At 68.7% G+C, this 18,528-nt stretch carries 12 protein-coding genes; 4 read left to right on the forward strand and 8 right to left on the reverse strand.

What is annotated here, in order from left to right; all coding sequences use genetic code 11:
* The first annotated feature begins 56 nt into the window (after positions 1-56).
* Entirely contained in the window at positions 57-935 is an 879-nt protein-coding gene (locus IPL40_01555) for a metallophosphoesterase (protein MBK8479856.1), read from the forward strand.
* Between the two features lie 379 nt (positions 936-1,314).
* Positions 1,315-2,187: a peptidylprolyl isomerase gene (locus IPL40_01560; GenBank protein MBK8479857.1), complete on the forward strand. Its 873-nt coding sequence runs from the start codon at positions 1,315-1,317 to the stop codon at positions 2,185-2,187.
* 19 nt (positions 2,188-2,206) lie between these two features.
* Here the strand turns inward: IPL40_01560 and IPL40_01565 are convergent, their stop codons facing one another.
* Together IPL40_01565 and malQ are read right to left on the reverse strand one after the other, a co-directional pair.
* Positions 2,207-3,514, reverse strand: coding sequence for an MFS transporter (locus IPL40_01565; GenBank protein ID MBK8479858.1), 1,308 nt, complete (start codon positions 3,512-3,514; stop codon positions 2,207-2,209).
* A gap of 90 nt (positions 3,515-3,604) precedes the next feature.
* On the reverse strand, positions 3,605-5,143 hold the full coding sequence (gene malQ, locus IPL40_01570) for a 4-alpha-glucanotransferase (protein ID MBK8479859.1): 1,539 nt from the start codon (positions 5,141-5,143) through the stop codon (positions 3,605-3,607).
* 670 nt (positions 5,144-5,813) lie between these two features.
* Here malQ and IPL40_01575 point away from each other — a divergent pair.
* A complete protein-coding gene (locus IPL40_01575; protein ID MBK8479860.1) occupies positions 5,814-7,013 on the forward strand; it encodes a hypothetical protein in 1,200 nt (399 codons plus the stop codon).
* A 16-nt stretch (positions 7,014-7,029) separates the two neighbouring features.
* Here IPL40_01575 and IPL40_01580 read toward each other — a convergent pair whose 3' ends face one another.
* From IPL40_01580 to IPL40_01600, 5 genes are all read right to left on the reverse strand, one after another.
* Positions 7,030-8,451, reverse strand: coding sequence for a hypothetical protein (locus IPL40_01580; protein MBK8479861.1), 1,422 nt, complete (start codon positions 8,449-8,451; stop codon positions 7,030-7,032).
* A 1,210-nt stretch (positions 8,452-9,661) separates the two neighbouring features.
* Positions 9,662-10,723 carry a hypothetical protein gene (locus tag IPL40_01585; GenBank protein ID MBK8479862.1) on the reverse strand — a complete coding sequence of 354 codons (1,062 nt, stop codon included), beginning with the start codon at positions 10,721-10,723 and terminating at the stop codon, positions 9,662-9,664.
* A 6-nt stretch (positions 10,724-10,729) separates the two neighbouring features.
* Positions 10,730-11,416 (reverse strand): hypothetical protein, encoded by a 687-nt coding sequence (locus tag IPL40_01590; protein ID MBK8479863.1) that lies wholly within the window; start codon positions 11,414-11,416, stop codon positions 10,730-10,732.
* A 259-nt stretch (positions 11,417-11,675) separates the two neighbouring features.
* Entirely contained in the window at positions 11,676-14,720 is a 3,045-nt protein-coding gene (secA, locus tag IPL40_01595; GenBank protein ID MBK8479864.1) for a preprotein translocase subunit SecA, read from the reverse strand.
* A 46-nt stretch (positions 14,721-14,766) separates the two neighbouring features.
* Positions 14,767-16,017, reverse strand: coding sequence for a PilZ domain-containing protein (locus IPL40_01600; GenBank protein ID MBK8479865.1), 1,251 nt, complete (start codon positions 16,015-16,017; stop codon positions 14,767-14,769).
* 544 nt (positions 16,018-16,561) lie between these two features.
* Here IPL40_01600 and IPL40_01605 point away from each other — a divergent pair.
* Positions 16,562-17,503, forward strand: a complete 942-nt coding sequence (locus tag IPL40_01605; protein MBK8479866.1) for a hypothetical protein — start codon at positions 16,562-16,564, stop codon at positions 17,501-17,503.
* A gap of 22 nt (positions 17,504-17,525) precedes the next feature.
* On the opposite strand, the gene IPL40_01610 is transcribed toward IPL40_01605, so the two are convergent.
* Positions 17,526-18,476, reverse strand: coding sequence for an LD-carboxypeptidase (locus tag IPL40_01610; GenBank protein MBK8479867.1), 951 nt, complete (start codon positions 18,474-18,476; stop codon positions 17,526-17,528).
* Positions 18,477-18,528: the final 52 nt, after the last annotated feature.

An 18,528-nucleotide genomic window follows, 5' to 3' on the forward strand; every position in this document is an offset into this window, starting at 1 on the left:
TTGCGGCATGCGTCGACGCGCCGGGCGGCGCCTGTTACGCTCGGCACTTAGCTCGCATGATGCCTGTTGCCCCCAGCGCCCGAGTGCTGCGCCTGCCACGCCAGGGCGCCTTGCTCGTGGGCACCGACCTGCACGGGAATCTGGGGGACTTCCGGCGCCTACAAGCGCTCTTCGAGGTGGCCCAGCGGCGCAGCGCCGGCGCGGCGCAGCTGCTCTTCACCGGCGACCTGATCCACGGGCCGAACTTCAGCCGGCGCGACTGGCCGGAGTTCATGGGTTCGTACTACGAGGACCAGTCCGCGCAGCTCCTCGACGCCCTGATCGCGCTGCAGCGGCGCTATCCGGGACAGGTCCACTCGCTGCTCGGCAATCACGAGCACTCGCACATCGGCGGGCCGCATACGCCGAAGTTTTGGAGCGACGAGACCAAGCACTTCGAGGATACCGTCGGTCCGCTGCGGGCCGCGCGCTATCGTGCGCTCCTCGAGGGCTTTCCGCTGGTCGCCGTCACGCGCTGTGGCGTGGCTCTGACCCACGCCGCGCCGAACGTGGTGATCGACGGCGCGGCAACGCTCGAGGCGCTGAGCTACGCCGGTCATGAGCAGATGCGTTTCGACGAGGTCGACGCGATGCCGGCGCTCGGGCGGCTGCTCTGGGCGCGCCGCTGTCCGCGGCCCGTTGGACAGGCCTTCCTGCGCGCGCTTAGCGATCCCGATGGACCGCCCTTGCGGCTCGTGGTCTTCGGTCATGAGGTCGTCAATCGCGGTTTTCACCCCGTCAGCGACGAGCAGCTCGTGCTCTCGACGAGCTTCGGTCTTCAGGACGCGAGCAAGCACTACCTCGAGCTGGATCTCGCGGGGAGCTACCGCACGACGGCAGACCTGCGGCTCGGTCATGAGCTGCTCCCGCTTTACGGCGCCACCCACTCAGGGTAGGTAGTTGCCGTGCTAGCGGCCGACGCCTGGACCGAGCCGCGGCGCCAAGGCGGGACATGACTCACTCCAGCTCTTCGCGCGTGGCTCTGCGCTGCGCCCTCTTCGTAGGCCTTCTTTTCGCTGGTGCGGGCTGCCGTCGCGAGGCCTCCAAGCCCGCTCCGGCGGTCGCCCCTGCGGCCACCGCGCCGCCGGCGGTCAACGACCGGACCTGGCCGACCTGGCCTTCGATCCGCGTCTGCCGATCGACCCGGCGCGCCAGCCGCACGCGGCCGGCCCCGCGCCGCTCGAGGTCGCCGCGCGCTACATCCTCGTCACCCACGCCGGTGCCGAACGCGCCGTCTCGCAGCGCAGCCCAGCCGCAGCCGCCAAGCGCGCGGCCGTGCTGGCCCAGCTCGCGCGCCAGCGCGGATCCGACTTTGCGGCCTTGGCCCGCCGCTTCTCCGAGTCGCCGGTCGCCGTGCGCGACGCCGTGGAGGTCTTTCGCGAGGGCAATGCGGAGCTGGGCTTCGCCGCGCGGGCGTTGGCGCTCGGCGAGGGCCAGGTCAGCGACCCGGTGCAGACCAAGTACGGCTACTACGTGATCGAGCGCGTGCCGCTGGAGGAGTACTCGACGGCCCACGTGCTCGTGATGTACGCCGGCGTCAAGCTGGCGCCGCCGGGGCTCTCGCGCACGCGCGCAGAGGCGCTGACGCTAGCTCAGAAGGTCGCGCAGCTCGCCGCCGCGCCCGACGCGAACTTTGCGCTGCTGGCCAGTCGCTACTCGGACAGCCCGTCGAAGGTGCGCGGCGGGGTGATCGCGCCGCTGCGCCCGGGCCGGCTGCTCGAGGGCTTCGAACCCTATCTCGCCGCCGTGCGCGCGCTCGCCGATGGCCAGGTCTCGGAGGTCGTCGAGACCCCCTACGGCCTCCACGTGATCAAGCGACTGCCGCTGCGCAAGGTGCTCGTGCGCCACATCCTGCTCGGGTGCAAGGAATGCGATGCGCAGCCGCGGACCCCGCGCGGGAAACGGGAGGCCTACGCCCTGGCGCTCAAGCTTCTGCGCCAGCTCCGCGAGCCCGGCGCGGATTTCGCGGCACTGGCCCGCGAGTATTCCGACGACCCCTCGGCCGAGCGCGGCGGCGAGCTGCAGCCCTTCGCTCGGGGCGAGATGGAGCCGCGCTTCGAGCAATATGCCTTCGCTCTGCGGGTGGGGCAGCGCGTCGACCTGGTTGAGACGCGCTTCGGCTATCACCTGATCCAGCGTCTCCGCTGACCGCCCGAGGGGGCGCGGCTCAATGTCCGCCGCGCGCCGCGGGCGCAGGCGCGCAGCCCGTGCCGGCCGCCGGCGCCGCCTCGCGCACGAGCAGCCAGAGCAGCGCAGAGACCGCCAGCGCGGCGCCGCTGATGAAGAAGATGATGTTCTTATTCGGCGCCGCCTGGATCACCTTGCCGAGCGCCAGGCTGACGAAGAGCTGCGGTAGCACGACCGACAGGTTGAAGATGCCCATGAAGAGCCCCATCCGCGTCCGCGCCACCTTGTCGCTGAGGATGGCGAAGGGCAGGCTGACGATGGCGCCCCAGCCGATGCCGACGATGGCCATCAGCGCGTAGAGCACGAGCGGACGGTCGGCCAGCGTGGCGATCGCGAAGTAGCCCATCGCCATGATCGCCAGCGCGCCGATGTGCGTGCGGACGCGGCCGAGGCGTCGCGCGATCGGCCCGAACACCGGTCCGGGCAGCAGGAAGCCGACAGCATTCAGCACCAAGAAGGCGATCGCGATGATCTGACCCGACTGCGTTGCGCTATCGGCCGCGCTCGTCCCTACGGCGATCAGCCGCTGCTGAATGAAGGCGATGATGTAGACGAACATCGTCTGCACGCCGATCCAGGAGAAGGCGTGCGCCAAGAAGACGGGCCAGATCTGAGCCAGACCGCTGTTCGAGGGGCCGGCGCTCTGCTCGTGCGCGGCCTCCAGGCTGCGCGGCTCGGCTACGAAGCAGGTCGGGAGGATCGAGAAGAGGAGCACCAGCACCATCCCGACGCTGATCAACACCTCGTTGCCGAAGGTGGCGCCGATAGCGTAGGCGGCCACGCCCCAGAAGCCGGAGATGGTCTGCATCCAGGTGAAGCCCTTGGTGCGGGCCTCGCCCTCGGGCGTGACATCGGCGATCAGCGAGCGTGTCGGATTGAAGCTGACGTTGATCGCCAGGTCCAGCGTCAGCGCGACCATCGTCGCCACGATCAGCAGGCTGTGCGCGCCGAGGAGCCCGTTCATTGCCGCGTGAATGCCGCCGATGCGAGGCAGCAAGAAGAGCATCAGCGCCGCCAGCGTTCCGCCGATGAAGATGAAGGGCCGCCGCCGACCGCCCCAGAACCAGACCTTGTCGCTGACGAGGCCGACGATCAGCTGGCCAAAAATGCCGGCGAGCGGTCCCGCGGCCCAGACGAGGCCAACCTCGTGGATGTCGAGGTTGAACTTGGTGCTCAGCAGCCAGCTCAGGGCCGAGATCTGCACCGAGAGGGCGAAGCCCATGGCCGTCGCCGGCAGGCTGACGAGCGCGTAGAAGCCGTTGGTGAGTCTCTTCTGGAACTCGAGCATCGGGGGTCCTGTTCTCCAGAGGGTCAAGTCGCTGCGGTGGCGGGGCGCCCACAGGGCTGCGCAGGCGCCGCTGCGGGCGGGCGGTCCGTGCTAGCTGGCCGCGGGAACGTGCTTGGGCTTGGGCTTGTTCAGGGGATCCTCGGCGCGGCAGTAGACGTCGCTCAGTCGCTTCAGTCGGGCGGCGAGCTCGGGCGTCAGCGCGTCGGTGGCGCAGCGCCACTCCCAGTTGCCGCCCATCGTGCCAGGCACGTTGAAGCGGGCCTCCGTGCCGAGGCCGAGCAGGTCCTGCAGCGGCGCCATCGCCACCAGCGCGGGTGAGGCCCAGACCGCGCGCACGAAGTCCCAGGCAAGGTTCTCGCCGCTCGAGCCGAGGTATTCCTCGGCGTAGGCGCGATCGCGAGGACCGGCAGAGGCCTGCCATCCCAGCACCGTATCGTTGTCATGCGTGCCGGTGTAGGCGACGCAGTTCGTCTCGTAGGTGTGCGGTCGATACTCATTCTCGCCCTCGAAGGCGAAGGCGAACTGCAGGATCTTCATCCCTGGGAACCCGAACTGCTCGCGCAGCGCGACCACGTCGGGCGTGATCAGCCCGAGGTCCTCGGCGATGATCGGCAGCGAGCCCAGCGCCTTGCGCAGCGCCGGGAAGAGCGCCGCGCCGAGACCCGGCTCCCAGCGCCCATGCTCGGCCGTCGCGTCGCCGTAGGGCACCGCCCAGTAGGCTGCAAAGCCGCGAAAGTGGTCAATGCGAAAAAGGTCGTAGCAGGAGAGCTTGGCCCGCACGACGTCGATCCACCAGGCGTAGCCCGTTTCGTGGTGCTTGGCCCAGTCGTAGAGCGGATTGCCCCAGAGCTGCCCCGTGGCGCTGAAGTAGTCCGGGGGCACGCCCGCGACCGCCGTGGGCAGGCCCTGGGCGTCGAGGCGGAACAGCTCGCGCTTGGCCCAGACGTCGGCGCTGTCATAGGCGACATAGATCGGCAGGTCGCCGATGATGCGAACGCCTTGGCCGTTCGCATAGGCCTTGAGCTCCTCCCATTGGCTGAAGAAGAGGTACTGCGCGAACTGGTGCAGGGCGATGCGCTCGGCGAGCGCGACGCGGGCCTGCGCGAGTGCTGCCGGCTCGCGCAGCCGCAGGGGCGCCTCCCAGCAGTCCCAGGACCCCTCGTTGACGGAGCCCTTGATCGCCATGAAGAGCGCATAATCGTCGAGCCAGGCTGCCTGCTCGCTGCAAAAGCGCGCCAGCTCCTCGCGCATGGCCGGCGTCGAGCGCTGGCGAAAGCGCCCGAAGGCGCGTTCGATCCGGCTCCAGACGAAGGCGATGACGCGCTCGAACTCGACGCGTGCGTCGTCGAAGGGGTGCTCGGGTCGCAGCTCCTCCGCGCTGAGCCAACCGGGACGCTGGAGCCGCTCGAGGTCGATCAGCAGCGGATTGCCGGCAAAGGCCGAGAAGCACTGGTAGGGCGAGTTACCGAACCCTGTTGGTCCGAGCGGGCAAACCTGCCAGAGCTGCTGCCCGGCGGCGGCCAGCCAGTCGACAAAGCGGTGGGCGGCGTCGCCCAAGGTCCCGATCCCCTGCGTCCCGGCCAGCGCCGTCGGATGCAACACCACCCCGCTACAGCGTTCCAGATACACCGTTCACCTCATCAGCAGTGACCACCGGGGCGGCCGAAGGTAACCAAGGGCCCAGATTGTGTAGCCGCCCGAAGTGGCCTTAGGCAAGCTCTTTCCAGCGGATTTCAGCGAGTCGACGCGCCAGCGCGAGGCCTTCACCCAAGCGCGCGCGCTCCCGGCTCCGGCGCGGCCGGAGTGCAGGGTCAGAGCGCCCATCGATCCGGCCGCTCCGCCAAGGCGAGGGCAAGGCGCCACTTAGGGCGCCCCGACAGGTCAGCACCACCTTGACGTGGGTGCCTAGGTAGCATATTGGAGTACCCGCGAAGGCGCTTTACGGCGACCCCCATTCGGGCGCCCAGGCTGTGCCCCGGCGGCCGGTCGGCCATTGAGCAACTCGAAGTATGGAGCAACGCGAAGGGTTCGCCAGATGAACGAGATAAATGCGGTGAACGGGCCACGCGTGGTCCGGAAGCGGTCCAGTGAGCCCGGCAGTAGTGCGGTGAGGAGTGGTCCAGTGCAGTGTGAGGCGCGATGCACGCGAGGTGGGCACCGACCGGGTCGGTCGCGCGCGCAGATCGTTGCGGCGGCCATCCTATGCGCCGGCTCGCTCTCGCCGGTCGTGACGCGGGCGGACCGGGCGCGTCCTTCCGATGCGGCCTCTGCGCCCTTGCCGGTGGGGCTTTGCCTACCCGTGGATTTACTGGCCTACGCGGCGCGTGTCTTCGGCGCGGGCGGGTCGACGCTGACCCGTGAGGTCTGGACGCAACAGCGAGCGCAAGCCAACCGGCTCACGGAGGCGGCCAACGACGTCTGGAGCCTTGGGGCGGCCTACGTTCAGGCGGTCATGCACTGGTACGGTCCAAGCTGGTCCGGGATGCCCGCCGGGCACCTGCAGCTCAAAGTGCCGCGGCAGGCGTCGTCGCGCGCAGTGGCGGAAGGTGCCGGCCGCCGGCGCGCCCCTTCGAGCGACCTGATGCTGCAGTTCTCGGGTGGGTCAGGGCCGAGCGAGGGTGGATTCCTCAGCGTCACGGAAGCAGGCGCCGAGCGGACGACGCTCGTGCTGCCCGCGCAGTCGAACCGCGCCCCCGCTTCGCCGCCTGCGGGGAGCGGCGACGAGGTGGCCGCCCACGCGACGCGGCAGCTATGGCTGCCCGAGGCCGCCGACCCGATCGGCATCAGCGTTGGTGCGCGCGCCGCTTCGTCTGACTGGCCCTCTCCCGCGGGCGATGGCGCTCCCCAGGCCTACCCAAGCCCCGCTGGGCCGCTGCAGGTGGCCTATGGGCTGTTGGAGCTGATGGATGGGCAGCTTCGCGCCGCCCGCGCTGGCTGCGAGCTGGCGGGACCTCTCTCCGGTGTCGGTCACCTCGTGCCATGGCTCGACGCCCTGCTCGATCAGCTTTCAAGCGCTCGCCGCCACTGGGCGGCGGTCGCGGGCGCGAGCGATCGCCTGCAGGCCAGCTTTGCTGTCAGAGATGGAGGACCGCGCAAGGGGCGCCTGGTGGAGCGCCTGGCGCTCGTCGCCGGGGCCGATCCCCGCGCCGCGAGGCTCGAGCTCGGGCAGAGCCCTGTGGCGGGCGGTGCAGGTGGGGCGTTCCGGGCCGTTCTTCAGGGTGAGAAAGCGGTCCTGGCGCTCAGTACCACCGCGCTTCCGGACGGGAGAATCGCGATAGGGGTCGAGGGCACCGGCGGTGGGAAAGCGCGGGGGCCTGAGGTCATCGTCGCCCCGCTGCCGCCAGGGGCTGCTGCCTCAGCGATGGTCGTCCGTGGCGTGGACTTTGCCGCGCGGGCGCTCACGGGCGGCGGTCGCGGGGGAGTGGTGCAGCGGCCGACGGCGGCGCCGTGCCCCAGCCGTCGCGCTGCTGGTGGTGTTGGGGGGGCCCTGGGAATCTAGCCGCCGCGCTGGCCGCTCAGTGCAGCTTTCTGGCGATTGAAGCAAGGGCGGTCGGCGCTTCGTTGGCCTTCCAGACGGCGTAGTGGAGTCCGTGGGCCGCAAGGATCGCACCCTGCTGCCCGGCGCTGTCCGGCGACCAGTCTTCCCAGCCCAGCTTGACGAAGATGCTGCCGCCCTGCGGGCCGTCAATGCGGGCCGCATAGAGGCCCTTCTTGCTGGACAGCACCTCGACCGTGCTCTCGGGGCCGATGCCCGCTTCCTTGCGAAGCTTGAAGAGCTGGGTGAGCTCGTCGCGCATCTTCTTGCCGCGATGGGGGCCGTCGCCATGCGACTGCCAATCGAAGTAATGGGGCGCATAGACCTCGGCGCCGAGGGCTGGATGCAGCAGGGTGTAGGCGTAGCCTGCCGCCACCCAGACGCCAGCCATCGGCCAGTGCTGCTGACCATGGGCAGTAGCGTGGGTTTCGTTGTGGCGGTTGGTGCTGGGGCCCGTGTCGTGGTTTTCGACGACGAGCACGGCCAGCTCGGGCGCGATTCCGTTCAGCCCCGCCGGCCGTTGGTGGCGGTCGACCAGCCGCCGGAGGTCGCTCGTCTTCGTGTCGACGGCGGTCTCCCCATTCGGACCGACGGAGTGCCCCTTCATGGCTTCGCGCAGCGCCGCCATGGTTGTTACGTCATAAACGGCGGTGTTGCCCTTAATCGCGCGAGCTTGGAGCTCACTGCGGTGTGCCCCAAGATCGTTGGGATCGTAATCGAACCAATGCTCAGCGATGCGGACGGGCGCGTCCACGCCGGCTAGTTCTTCGCGCGCGTGCTCCGGAGCAATGCCAACAGCAAAGTCAGTGCGATACCCTACGATGCCAAACCCCTCGAGCGATCCGCCTAAACGTCTCCGCACACGGCCACGGACCGTCGGATTGCTGTGGTCCAGCTCGGCCGGCCCGGGGAAGATGCGCTTCAGGCCCGGGGCCTTGGAGGCGCTGCCCGTGCCGCCGCGGTCGGCGTAGATGCATTCTGGCGTCAAACCGAAGGGCAGATGGTGCTTCCGGGCATAGGTATAGGGACCAAGTTCAAGCGGATAGCGCTTCGCGACGGCTTGATCCGAGACGACATCCCCGACAACCCCAATACCATTTTGGCCGGCCACATGTATGAGTCCGGCAAGCTCCTCCTGATTGCCGTAGCGGGAGTCGAAGGAAAACGCGAAGGGAAGGTAGCCCCGGCTCTTTGGCAACGAAGCCATGGCGGGCGGCGCCTGAAGCAAGTCCACATATGGCAGGGAAGTGTGAGTGATGTCGTCGGCAACCCGGGCATAAAGCCCCTCACCAGGTGCCGGAGTTACGGTGTCCTCGGCCGCGCCACCAGAGTTCCAGTCGAAGATGCGGAGGAGGACACCGACTTCGGCAGGTTTCCCATGCTCGTCCTTGCGTGCTGCCAACGGCGCCTTGAGACGCCATTTCCGGGCGCGCTTCATTGTCCCGTCGAGTCTGGCGTGGGCACGATCGAGCGCGGATTGAAGTGCCTGCAGTCGCGCCGGGGCCCACGGCTCAGAGTAGTCGACGTGCGAGGAGCGGTCGGCTCGTCGCGTCGCCGACGCGTGCGGATTTCGGTGGCAGTCGACACCATGGTCGCCACCAGCAGTGACCCTGCCAGACGTCCGCGTGCTGGTGACGTCCGCCCGGGCGCTGGAGGGGTTGGCCAGGAGCAAGGCCAGCGCGCCGGGTAGCGCTACCCTCCAGGCCGGGACGAAGCCCTGCGGAGCGCCGGCTCTAGGTCCGTTTGGTGTACGGCGGGGTGTGTGACTGCGGGCGAAGCGGGGGAAGAGTGTGGTGGCGGCTGGGCGCCCTGCGGCAGGAGAATCGAGGAGCGATCGACAACGCTGCTGCACGTCAACGCCTCATTGCCTGGTCGATTGGGGGCGCCTCGCCACGCAATCGAGCTAGTTCAAGTTCGGGGCCAGAACCGCCATCCGCTTGAAGTCTGCCGCAATCCAGCTTATCTCAATGATTCAGGTCCCATTCCGTCCGCCTATCGATCCCTACCAGCGCGGTCCATGTCGTGATCCATCGCACACGACCCTGGCCGATTTTCAAAGGTCCCTTCGAAATTCAGCGTTTCTCTAGACGGGAGTCGGGGCATCTTGCCGCATCGCCATCGCCAGTTGACACAGAAGCGTAGCAGCAAGGCCTCGTAGGCGACAAATATGTCGCTCGGGCCCGGCGGCCGCGTAGTCCTGCGGAGGCCGCCACGCCCTTATCCGAGACGGGCGTGCTTGAGAGTGATGCATTGAATATCAATGACTTATCGTCCGCATGATCAGTCCGTCGCCACCCCACCGCAACTGCCTTCCACCGTCCGCTCCCCGTCCGCTCCGGTCCGCTCCCCGTCCGCTTCCGCTGGCCCCGCCGCCCCTCGTCCGCGTCGGACCTTCATCGGCGCAACCTATGCTACATCTACGACAATGTGGTCTATGTGTTCGTTATCATTGAGAAACAGGAGGTCCTTGGTACCATGGCTTGCCGAAGCCTGTCAATACCGTCTGGTATCCAGTTTTCGGAAAAGCGACGCGCAAACGCCCCAGCGAGCCACAGAGAGGTGGCCTCGGCCTGGGATGGCAACAGCTGCGTAGGTTTCGCGGGGGCGGGCGGCTAGAGGAGGCGCCAAGCGGCGCTGCTCAGCGGCGGTAGGTCGAGCGCCCAGCCCGCAGGCGTGCGCCTGGGCGGGTGAGCGGATCCGCTGTAGAGCAACTCGAGAATCTGCTGCGACGCGATGCCGGGCACGAAGCCCTTGACCGCCTTGGTGCCGACGTTGTGCACGATCAGGACGCGCTCGCCGGCGACCTCCCGCAGGTAGGCGACGATCGTCGGCTGCGGCGGCGCAGCGGGGAGCAGCGTTAGCGTGCCTTCGCGTAGCGCCCGCGAGGCCTTGCGCGCCGCGATCAGCGCCTTGTACCAGTTGAGCAGCGAGCGGCGATCGCGCAGCTCGCTGGCGACGTTGAGGCGCCCGTGGTCGGGGGCAAAGCCGTACCAGGGCGTACCGGTCGTGAAGCCGCCCTTCGGGCCGCCCGTCCACGGCATCGGCGTGCGCTTGTGCCGATCCTCGTGATCCGTCTTCCCGTCCTTCAGGCCAAGCTCCTCGCCGTAGTAGATGTAGGGCGAGCCCGGCACCGTCAGCAGGATGGCCGCCGCGACGCCGAGCCTGCCGCGATGGCCCACGAGCTCGTTCGCGATGCGCGACATGTCATGGTTCGTCAAGAAGGGCGCGTCGATGACGCCCGGCGGGTAGAGCTCGATCATGTCCTTCAACTTGTCGACGATCGGCTCGGCGCGCCCATCCTTGAGGCCGCCGATGATCCGACCCGAGAGCGGAAAGTTGAAGTTCATGCTCAGCTCATCGCCACCCGGGATCTGCTTCGTCGATCCGTAGTAGCTGGCGAGGATCGCGGTGTCCGAGCGCTTGAGCGGCACCCAATTTTCGCCAACGATCACGGCGCTTGGCTTGATGCTGCGCACGTAGGCGGAGAACTCGCGCCAGTAGGCGTGCGTCTCCGGCGTGTCGCGCTGTCCGCCGTTGAGCTTGTTGGATCCCGTCTCGATCAGGTAGCGCGAGCCGTCCACGCGCAGACCATCGACGCCGCGCGTCAGCCAGAACTTGGCCAGCTCCTTCATCCGCGCGCGCACCTCGGGGTTGAGATGATTGAGATCCGGCATCTCGCTTCAGAAGGCCGCGTAGAAGTACGCGCCGTTGCGCGCATGCCAGACGGGATCCTTGCCGCCTTCCCAGGGCTGGACCCAATCCATCGGCGTGGGGCTCCAGACGTACCAGTCGCGGTAGCGCGCCTTGGGCCCCGTCGCCGAGTCGAGAAACCAGGGATGCTGAGCGCTCGTATGGTTGATTACGAAGTCCATGATCACCCGCAGGCCGCGCTGATGGGCCGCGGCGACGAAGCGCTCGAAGTCCGCCATCGTGCCGTACTGGGGATTGATGGCCTCGTAGTTGGTGACGTCGTAGCCGTGATACGAGGGTGAGGGATGGAAGGGCATGACCCAGATGCCGTCCACGCCGAGGTCGGTGGTCGTCTTCGGGTCGCCGTCGTTGAGGTAGTCGAGCTTCGCCGTGGCGCCCTGGAAGTCGCCGTTGCCGTCACCGTCCGAGTCGAAGAAGCTACGCACGAAGAGCTGATAGATGACCGCGCCGCGCGCCCAGTCGTGCTGCCAGGGCACGACCGCCGGAGCCTGCGCCGCCAACATGTCGCCTCGCATGCAGCAGGGCGCAGCCTTGACGGTGGCCTGGGTCGGCACGGTGGTGCGCGTGGCCGTCGAGGCAGTGGGACCAGCCGTGCGGCAAGCCACGAGGCCGGCCAGCGACGAGGCGAGCAAGAGGGGAGCAGACAGACGACGCACGGCGAACCTCCTCGGTGCGGGTTTTTGGCGCCAAAAAAGCGCGGAGCGGCTGGACCGCTTGGCCAGGGCGCGGCGCTCTCGGGCCCCGCCCCACCTGGCGCTGTTTATCCCATTCGGCGCCAGCTCAATCAAGCGTCGGGTCGATCGGACGTCAGCGGGGCGGGCCTGTGCGCGTCGGGCCAGGCGGCGAGCCAAGGCCTTGATGCCTCGCGCCCCTGCCCCGGCGGTGTCGCAGCGACCCCGCCCCAGTTGCAGTCGATTAGACGCCGCCCTCGAGGCGGTCGTGGCGCATGTGACACTTCTTGTACTTCTTGCCGCTGCCGCAGCGGCAGGGGTCGTTGGGGCCAACGCGCGGGTGGCTGCGGCGAATCGGTTTCACCTTCTCGGTGGCCTCGGGCGTGGCCGCCTCGCCCTCGCCCGCGGGGCTGTCGAGCTGGCCGCGGCCGAGCGTGATCTGCCGCTGCTTGTGCTCGTAGCGTGGCAGCTCCTCGTCGCGCTCCAGCTGGACGCGGAAGAGCTTGGTCACCGCATTGATCTGGATGCGGCCCATCGTCTCCGCGAACATCGTGTAGCCTTCCTTCTTGTACTCCTGCTTGGGATCGCGCTGACCATAGCCGCGCAGGCCGATGCCCTCGCGGAGATGGTCCATGTTGCGCAGGTGGTCGATCCACTGCCCGTCGATCTCGTCGAGTAAGAAGTGGCGCGCGAAGAAGAGCAGGTACATCGGACCGAGCTCCTGCTCGCGCTGCTCGATCAACTGCTCGACTTGCTTCCACGCGGCCTCGGCCAGCGCCTGCTGCTCCATCGCGACGTCCTTGAGCTCGACGCGCGCGTTGAAGGTGTTCGAGAGCTGATCCTCGAGCCCCTCGAGGTTCCACTCCTCGGCATGCGCCTTCTCGTCGCAGTGCGTGCCGATGGCCTCGCCAATCAGCGCGTCGCAGGCGTCCATCACCCGCTCGCGCTGCTGGATCAGCGACTCGGCCACGACCTGGGTCGCCTTTTCGACGCAGGCGGCCTGATCTCGCCGCTCGCGCGGCAGCTCGACCACGGCGCCGAAGAAACGGTAAAGCTCATGCGTCAGCCGCTGCGCCTGCTCCTCGCTGAGCGCCGCCGCGGCGGAGCCCGAGCTGGCGCTCGGCGCGCCCGAGCGTTCCGCCGCCGGCGTGACGACGTGGGTGAAGAACGCCTCGACGATCTGCTCCACGCGCGGGCGCATCGTCTCGGCCAGCGAAGCCACGGTCCACTTGCCGGAGGCCGAGGGCGCCTTGCCGGCGGTCTCGCCGGCGCGACGTTGCTCGTCGCTCAGGGAAGAGGCGTCGGGGACGAAACGCCCCTCGAGCACCTCGCGGCGCAGGTCGTAGATCGTCTTGCGCTGCTGGTTCATCACGTCGTCGTACTCGAGCAGGTTCTTACGGATGTCGAAGTTATGCCCCTCGACCTTCTTCTGCGCGTTGCCGATCGCCCGGGTGACGAAACGATGTTCGATCGGCTCGTCGTCGTTCATGCCGAGCCGCTCCATCAGCCCCGAGATGCGGTCCGAGCCGAAGATGCGCAGCAGGTTGTCCTCGAGCGACAGATAGAAGCGCGACGATCCGGGGTCGCCCTGGCGACCGGCGCGACCGCGGAGCTGATTGTCGATGCGGCGTGACTCGTGCCGCTCCGTGCCGATGATGTGGAGCCCGCCGGCTGCCAGCACCTCTTCGCGCTCCGCGGCGCATTGCGCCTGGAACTTGCTCAGCGCCGCCGCATAGGCGTCGGGGTCAATCTCGGGATCCGCCGCCGAGCGGGCCAAGGCCGCCGGATTGCCCCCCAGCAGGATATCGGTGCCGCGACCGGCCATGTTGGTGGACAAGGTCACGCTGCCCTTGCGTCCGGCCTGGGAAATGATGTCGGCCTCGCGCCCGTGATGTTTGGCGTTGAGGACGTTGTGGGCGATGTTTTGCTTGCGCAGCAACTTGGCCAGCACCTCGGACTTCTCGACCGAGGTGGTGCCGACCAAGACGGGTTGACCGCGGCGCTGGCAGTCGATGATCTCCTCGACCGCGTGGCGGAACTTGCCGCCCTCGCTCTGGTAGATCACGTCGTGGAAGTCGTCGCGCGAGGGCGGGCGATTGGTCGGGATGACCATCACCTCCAGCTTGTAGATCTTGTAGAACTCCTCGGCCTCGGTCTCTGCAGTACCCGTCATGCCGGCCAGCTTGCTGTACATGCGGAAGTAGTTCTGAAAGGTAATCGTCGCCAGCGTCTGGTTCTCGGCCTCGATCGGGACGTTCTCCTTGGCCTCGATCGCCTGGTGCAGGCCATCCGACCAGCGGCGGCCGGGCATCTTTCGCCCGGTGAACTCGTCGACGATGACCACCTGACCGTCCTCGTCGACCAGGTAGTTCACGTCGCGCTTGTAGAGCGTATGCGCCGTCAGCGCCTGCTGCACATGGTGCAGCCAGTGGATATTGGCCGGGTCATAGAGGTTGTTCACGCGCAGCTTGCGCTCGACCGCCTCGACGCCAGCATCCGTCAGCATCGTGCTGTGCGCCTTCTCGTCGACGGTGTAATGCACGTCCTTGACGAGGCTGGGGATGATCGTGTTGACCTGGGAGTAGAGGTCGGCTGCCTCCTCGGCAGGACCGCTGATGATCAGCGGCGTGCGGGCCTCGTCGATCAGGATCGAGTCGACCTCGTCGACGATCGCGTAGTGCAGCTCGCGCTGCACGTAGCGCTCGATCGAGTCCTTCATGTTGTCGCGCAGGTAGTCGAAGCCGAACTCGTTGTTCTGGCCATAGGCGACGTCGCAGCGATAACTATGCTGCCGCTCGGCATCCGACAGGCCGTGAACGACCGTGCCGACGGTGAGGCCGAGGAAGCGGTAGATCTGGCCCATCCACTCGGCGTCGCGCGTCGCCAAATAGTCGTTGATCGTGACGACATGGACGCCACGCCCGGTCAGCGCATTGAGGTAGACGGGCAGCGTGGCTACGAGGGTCTTGCCCTCGCCGGTCTTCATCTCGGCGATCATCCCGCGGTGCAAGGCCATGCCGCCGACCAACTGGACGTCGAAGTGGCGCATGTTGACCGTGCGGCGGCTGGCCTCGCGCGTCACCGCGAAGGCCTCGGGGAGCAGGTCGTCGAGGGTGGCGCCCTGGTCGAGCTGCTGCCTGAAGGTCGCGGTCATCGCGCGCAGCTCGTCGTCGCCCTTGGCCTGGATCCGGCTCTCCAGGTCGTTGATGCGCGCCACGAGCGGCTGCATTCGCTGCAGCTCGCGCTGGTTCTTTGTGCCGATGATTTTTTTGATGGCCCAGTTGATCACGCTTGAGGTCCTGTGGTCGGCGAGCAGGTCCGCCGGGGCGGGGGGGCTAGGGCGCGAGCCGGCGCGGCTTGACCAGCGTGGCCCGCGCCTCGGTGGGCTCGAGCGTCAGCCGCCACTCGACGAAATCCGCGCGAGGCAGGGTCAGGGGTAGTTGAAGGCCGCGTACGCGCTCGCGCGCGCAGCTGACGACGCTGGCGGCGAGCACGGTCCCGCGGAGTCCGGTGACGAAGCCCCGCACCACGCGTCCCGCGGATTCGACGTAGAGCGCGACCTTGAGGTCAACCGCCTTGGAAATCGGCTTGAAGCATGGCCTGAGGTGCGCGGCGACAACCAACCCTGGGTCGGTCGCCTTGGCCGGCTTGGCCGGCGCGGTGACCTTGGCTGGCGCGGCGACCTTCGCCGCGGGTTCGACGACCTTGGCCGGCTCGGCTGCTTTCGCCGGCGCGGCGACCTTCGCCGCGGATTCGGCGACCTCGAGGGAGGTGGCCTTTGCCCCCTGGGCGGTCGATGCGCCGGGCTCGGTCTTGGCGCCAGCGCGGCCTTGTCGATCGCCCTCCGCGGCGCGCGCCAACGTCGGTGTGCCGCCCTCCTCCTGGGTCGCTCGCGCCGCGGCGCGCGGCGGCGGCACGGCGGGGCCTCGAAGCATCGTCATGGCGACGGCGCCGACGAGCCCAAGCAGTCCGACCAGGCCGAGAGAGAACAGAAGCTTGGAGTGGGCGGCCGCCCCGCTGCCACGACTCGCGGCGGCGGCCAGCTCGGCCGTCGGGAGGACGCGGCGGCTGCCCGCGGTCTCAGGCGTCTCCTCGAAGAATTCGGGCTCGCGCTGGCGGACGAAGTCGGCGATCCAGGCGCGGAAATCATCTTGCAGGTCGAGAAAACGCAGCCCCATCCCCGGCGCTGCGCGGCTCGTGACGCCGTCGCCGCGGTGCCAGCGCACCTCGCCGTTGACGAGTACCCGGGGGCCGCCGATGCTCTCGAACGAGAGCTCGATGGCCACCGCGGTACCGACGGGCAGCGGTTGGTACGTCGCGACGAAGACACCGCCTTCGCTGATGTCGTTAGCGATGCCCGCGTAGAGGTTGTGCTCGCTCGTGAGCGAGATCTCGGCCTCGATGGGCGCGCGCGGGCAGGACCGTCGATCGGCGGGGTCGGTGCCATCAAGCTCCGGGCCGGCGCCCTCGGCTTGGTCGTTGGGGTCGCCCGCGGCTTCCTCCGCAATATCTGGCGCGTTAGCCTTCCCCTCCCTGGCTGGCCTTTCCGCTTCACGTCCCTCGCGGGTGCGGCGTTGCTTGCTCATCGCGCGTTTCCCCCTTCGCGTAGCCACGGGGCAACAGGCAGTCGCCCGCGACGCGGCGCGGATGATGACACGCGATCCGGGCGCCGCACAACCAGCGCAACGGGCCCGGTCCCCAGCGGGCGCCGAGGGCGGCGGCGGCGGCTCCAGCCAGGTCGGTGCGGCATCTCAGCGCGGAAGCGGAGGTTTCGGATCCGGCACCGTGCAGTGGCTGCCGAGAGCGTGAAGGTCGACACGGTTGAGGCGGGTCCGGCCGTTCACAATGCGGCGCAGTGGGCTTCGGCCTACCGCATAAAAATGCAATGAAGTCATTCGCATGGGGCATGACACGCGCCGCGGCACATAGCTTGCTTTTCAGCGGAGCCAATGACGTCTTCGCCGCCACGAGTCAACCAACCGACCCCCACCGGCGCGCCTACGACGCGCCACCGCGCACGACCACCGGAATCACTGGAATCATTGGAAGCCGAAAGGGAAGCGGCCGCAGCAAAGGCGGTCGAAAGGAGGAGCAGTGATGCGACCGTATTCTAGAGCTAACGCAAGCCTATTGGCCCTCCCACTCGCCGCTCTGCTGGGTTGTATCTACGACGGACACGCCGACCCTGATTGGTGGACCTATTGCGACAGCGTGCGCTGCTATGCCTGCGATGCGCTGGGTTGCGAGCCCCTGCCTGGCCGCCCCGACACGGTCACCTGCAGCGAGCTGGCGGACTGCCCGAGCGCCGGCTGTCGCACCGACGGAGGGGTCTGCGGGCCGACACCGGGTGCCTGTTCGGCCACGAAGGCCTGCCCGACCGACGACCACTGCGTCGCGGGGCGCTGCGTCGCCAAGTCGCCTGAGCCACCCGCCCGGCCGCAATGCACCCAGGGCAGCGATTGCGCCAACGGGCTCTGTCTCGACGGGCGCTGCGCCACCGCCGCCGACGCTGCCGCCGAGGAGCCGACCTGCGAAAATGCGCGCCACTGCGGCGCGGAGCGCACCTGCTTCGACGGACGCTGTGTCAACCGCTGCCAGGAGTCGGGGCAATGCGGAAGCGGGCAGGCCTGCAAGGCTGGCGCGTGTGTGACCGACGTCGCGGCGCCCAGCTGTGTCCTCGACGGCCAATGCGCTCAGGGCCAGGTTTGTCTCAACGAGCGCTGTCGCGTCGACTGCACTGCCAGCGCGTCCTGCGCCAAGCCGGCAGACGTCTGCACTTCAGCCCTGCGCGTCGACGAGCGCGCCGTCCGAGTGTGCCGACCGGACCCGCAGGCTGGCGCCCCCGATTGTGCGCGAAATCGTGACTGCGCGGCCGGTGAGCTCTGCGTCGATGGCGCCTGCCGCGCGAGCTGCGCCGCGCCGGTAGGCGCCTGCGCGGCCTGCGCCGATGCCGCCACCTGCGCGCCGCAGGCGCTCTGCCTGCCAGCGGCGGAGGCCCAGCCCGAGTGCCGCGTCAGCCGCGACTGCGCCGCGGGGAAGGGCTGCCTCGACGGGCGCTGCCTCTTGCTCTGACTCAGCTGCCTCTTGCTCTGACTCAGACGGTGATCGTCAGGACGCCCGCCGTCGCGTCGAGCTCCGCCCAGGCACCCTGCGGCAGGGCAACGTTCTCGTCGCCATGACCCACCGCCGCCCCGCTGGCCACCGGCACGCCCAACGCGGCTAGGCGCTCGGCGACGACGGCCTCGCCGCGCAGCGGCTGCGCTCTGGTCCAGGTGCTGCCGCGGGTCGCGTCGCAACCGACGAGCTGCCCAATCACCACGCCGGCCGCGCGCTGCAGCTCGCCGCCGAGCAGGAGCTGCGTCAGCAGCCGGTCGACGCGGTAGGGCGCCTCATCGACCTCCTCCAGCAACAGGATGCGGCCCTCGAGCGGGGGAAAATAGGGCGTCCCGCAGAGGTGCCCCAGCACGGCGAGGTTGCCGGCGAAGAGCGGTCCGCCGACGCGCCCGGGCTTCAGGCAGCGCAGGCCCCGGAGGGTGATCTCCCTGACCCGGCCCTCGACCAGCGCAAAGAGCGCTTCCTGCTGGTCCGGGGGCAGGCGCGCGAGCTGCGTGACCACCGGTCCGTGGATGCTGCGTACGCCCAGCCGAGCGGCCCAGGCGTGCAGGGTCGTGATGTCCGAGAAGCCGACGATGGGCAGTCCACGCCGGCGAAGGGCGGCCCCGTCGAGCCGCCCGAGCAGCCGCATCGAGCCGTAGCCGCCGCGAGCACAAAAAATCGCGGTGACCTCGGGGTGCTCCAATGCAGCGTTGATGGCGCGGGCCCGCGAATCGTCGGAGGCGGAAAGATAAGGTAGCGTGCTGGACGCCTCGGCTGGCGCCGTGTCCGCGCCGCGCGCTTCGTAGGCCAGGATGATGCGGTAGCGGGCAGCCAGGATGGCCAGTCCCGCCGCGTAGGCCTCGGGCTGCACGCCTCCCGCGGGCGCGACCACGGCGACGCCGCGGCGGGCCCCGCCAGCATCCTCGACGCGGTCAAGCTTAAGCTCCATGCGGCAGGCTCCCGTGAAGGCCATCACGCGCAGACGCGCCGCGCGAGCGGTA

The organism is Pseudomonadota bacterium (assembly GCA_016711215.1).
GTDB lineage: Bacteria > Myxococcota_A > Polyangia.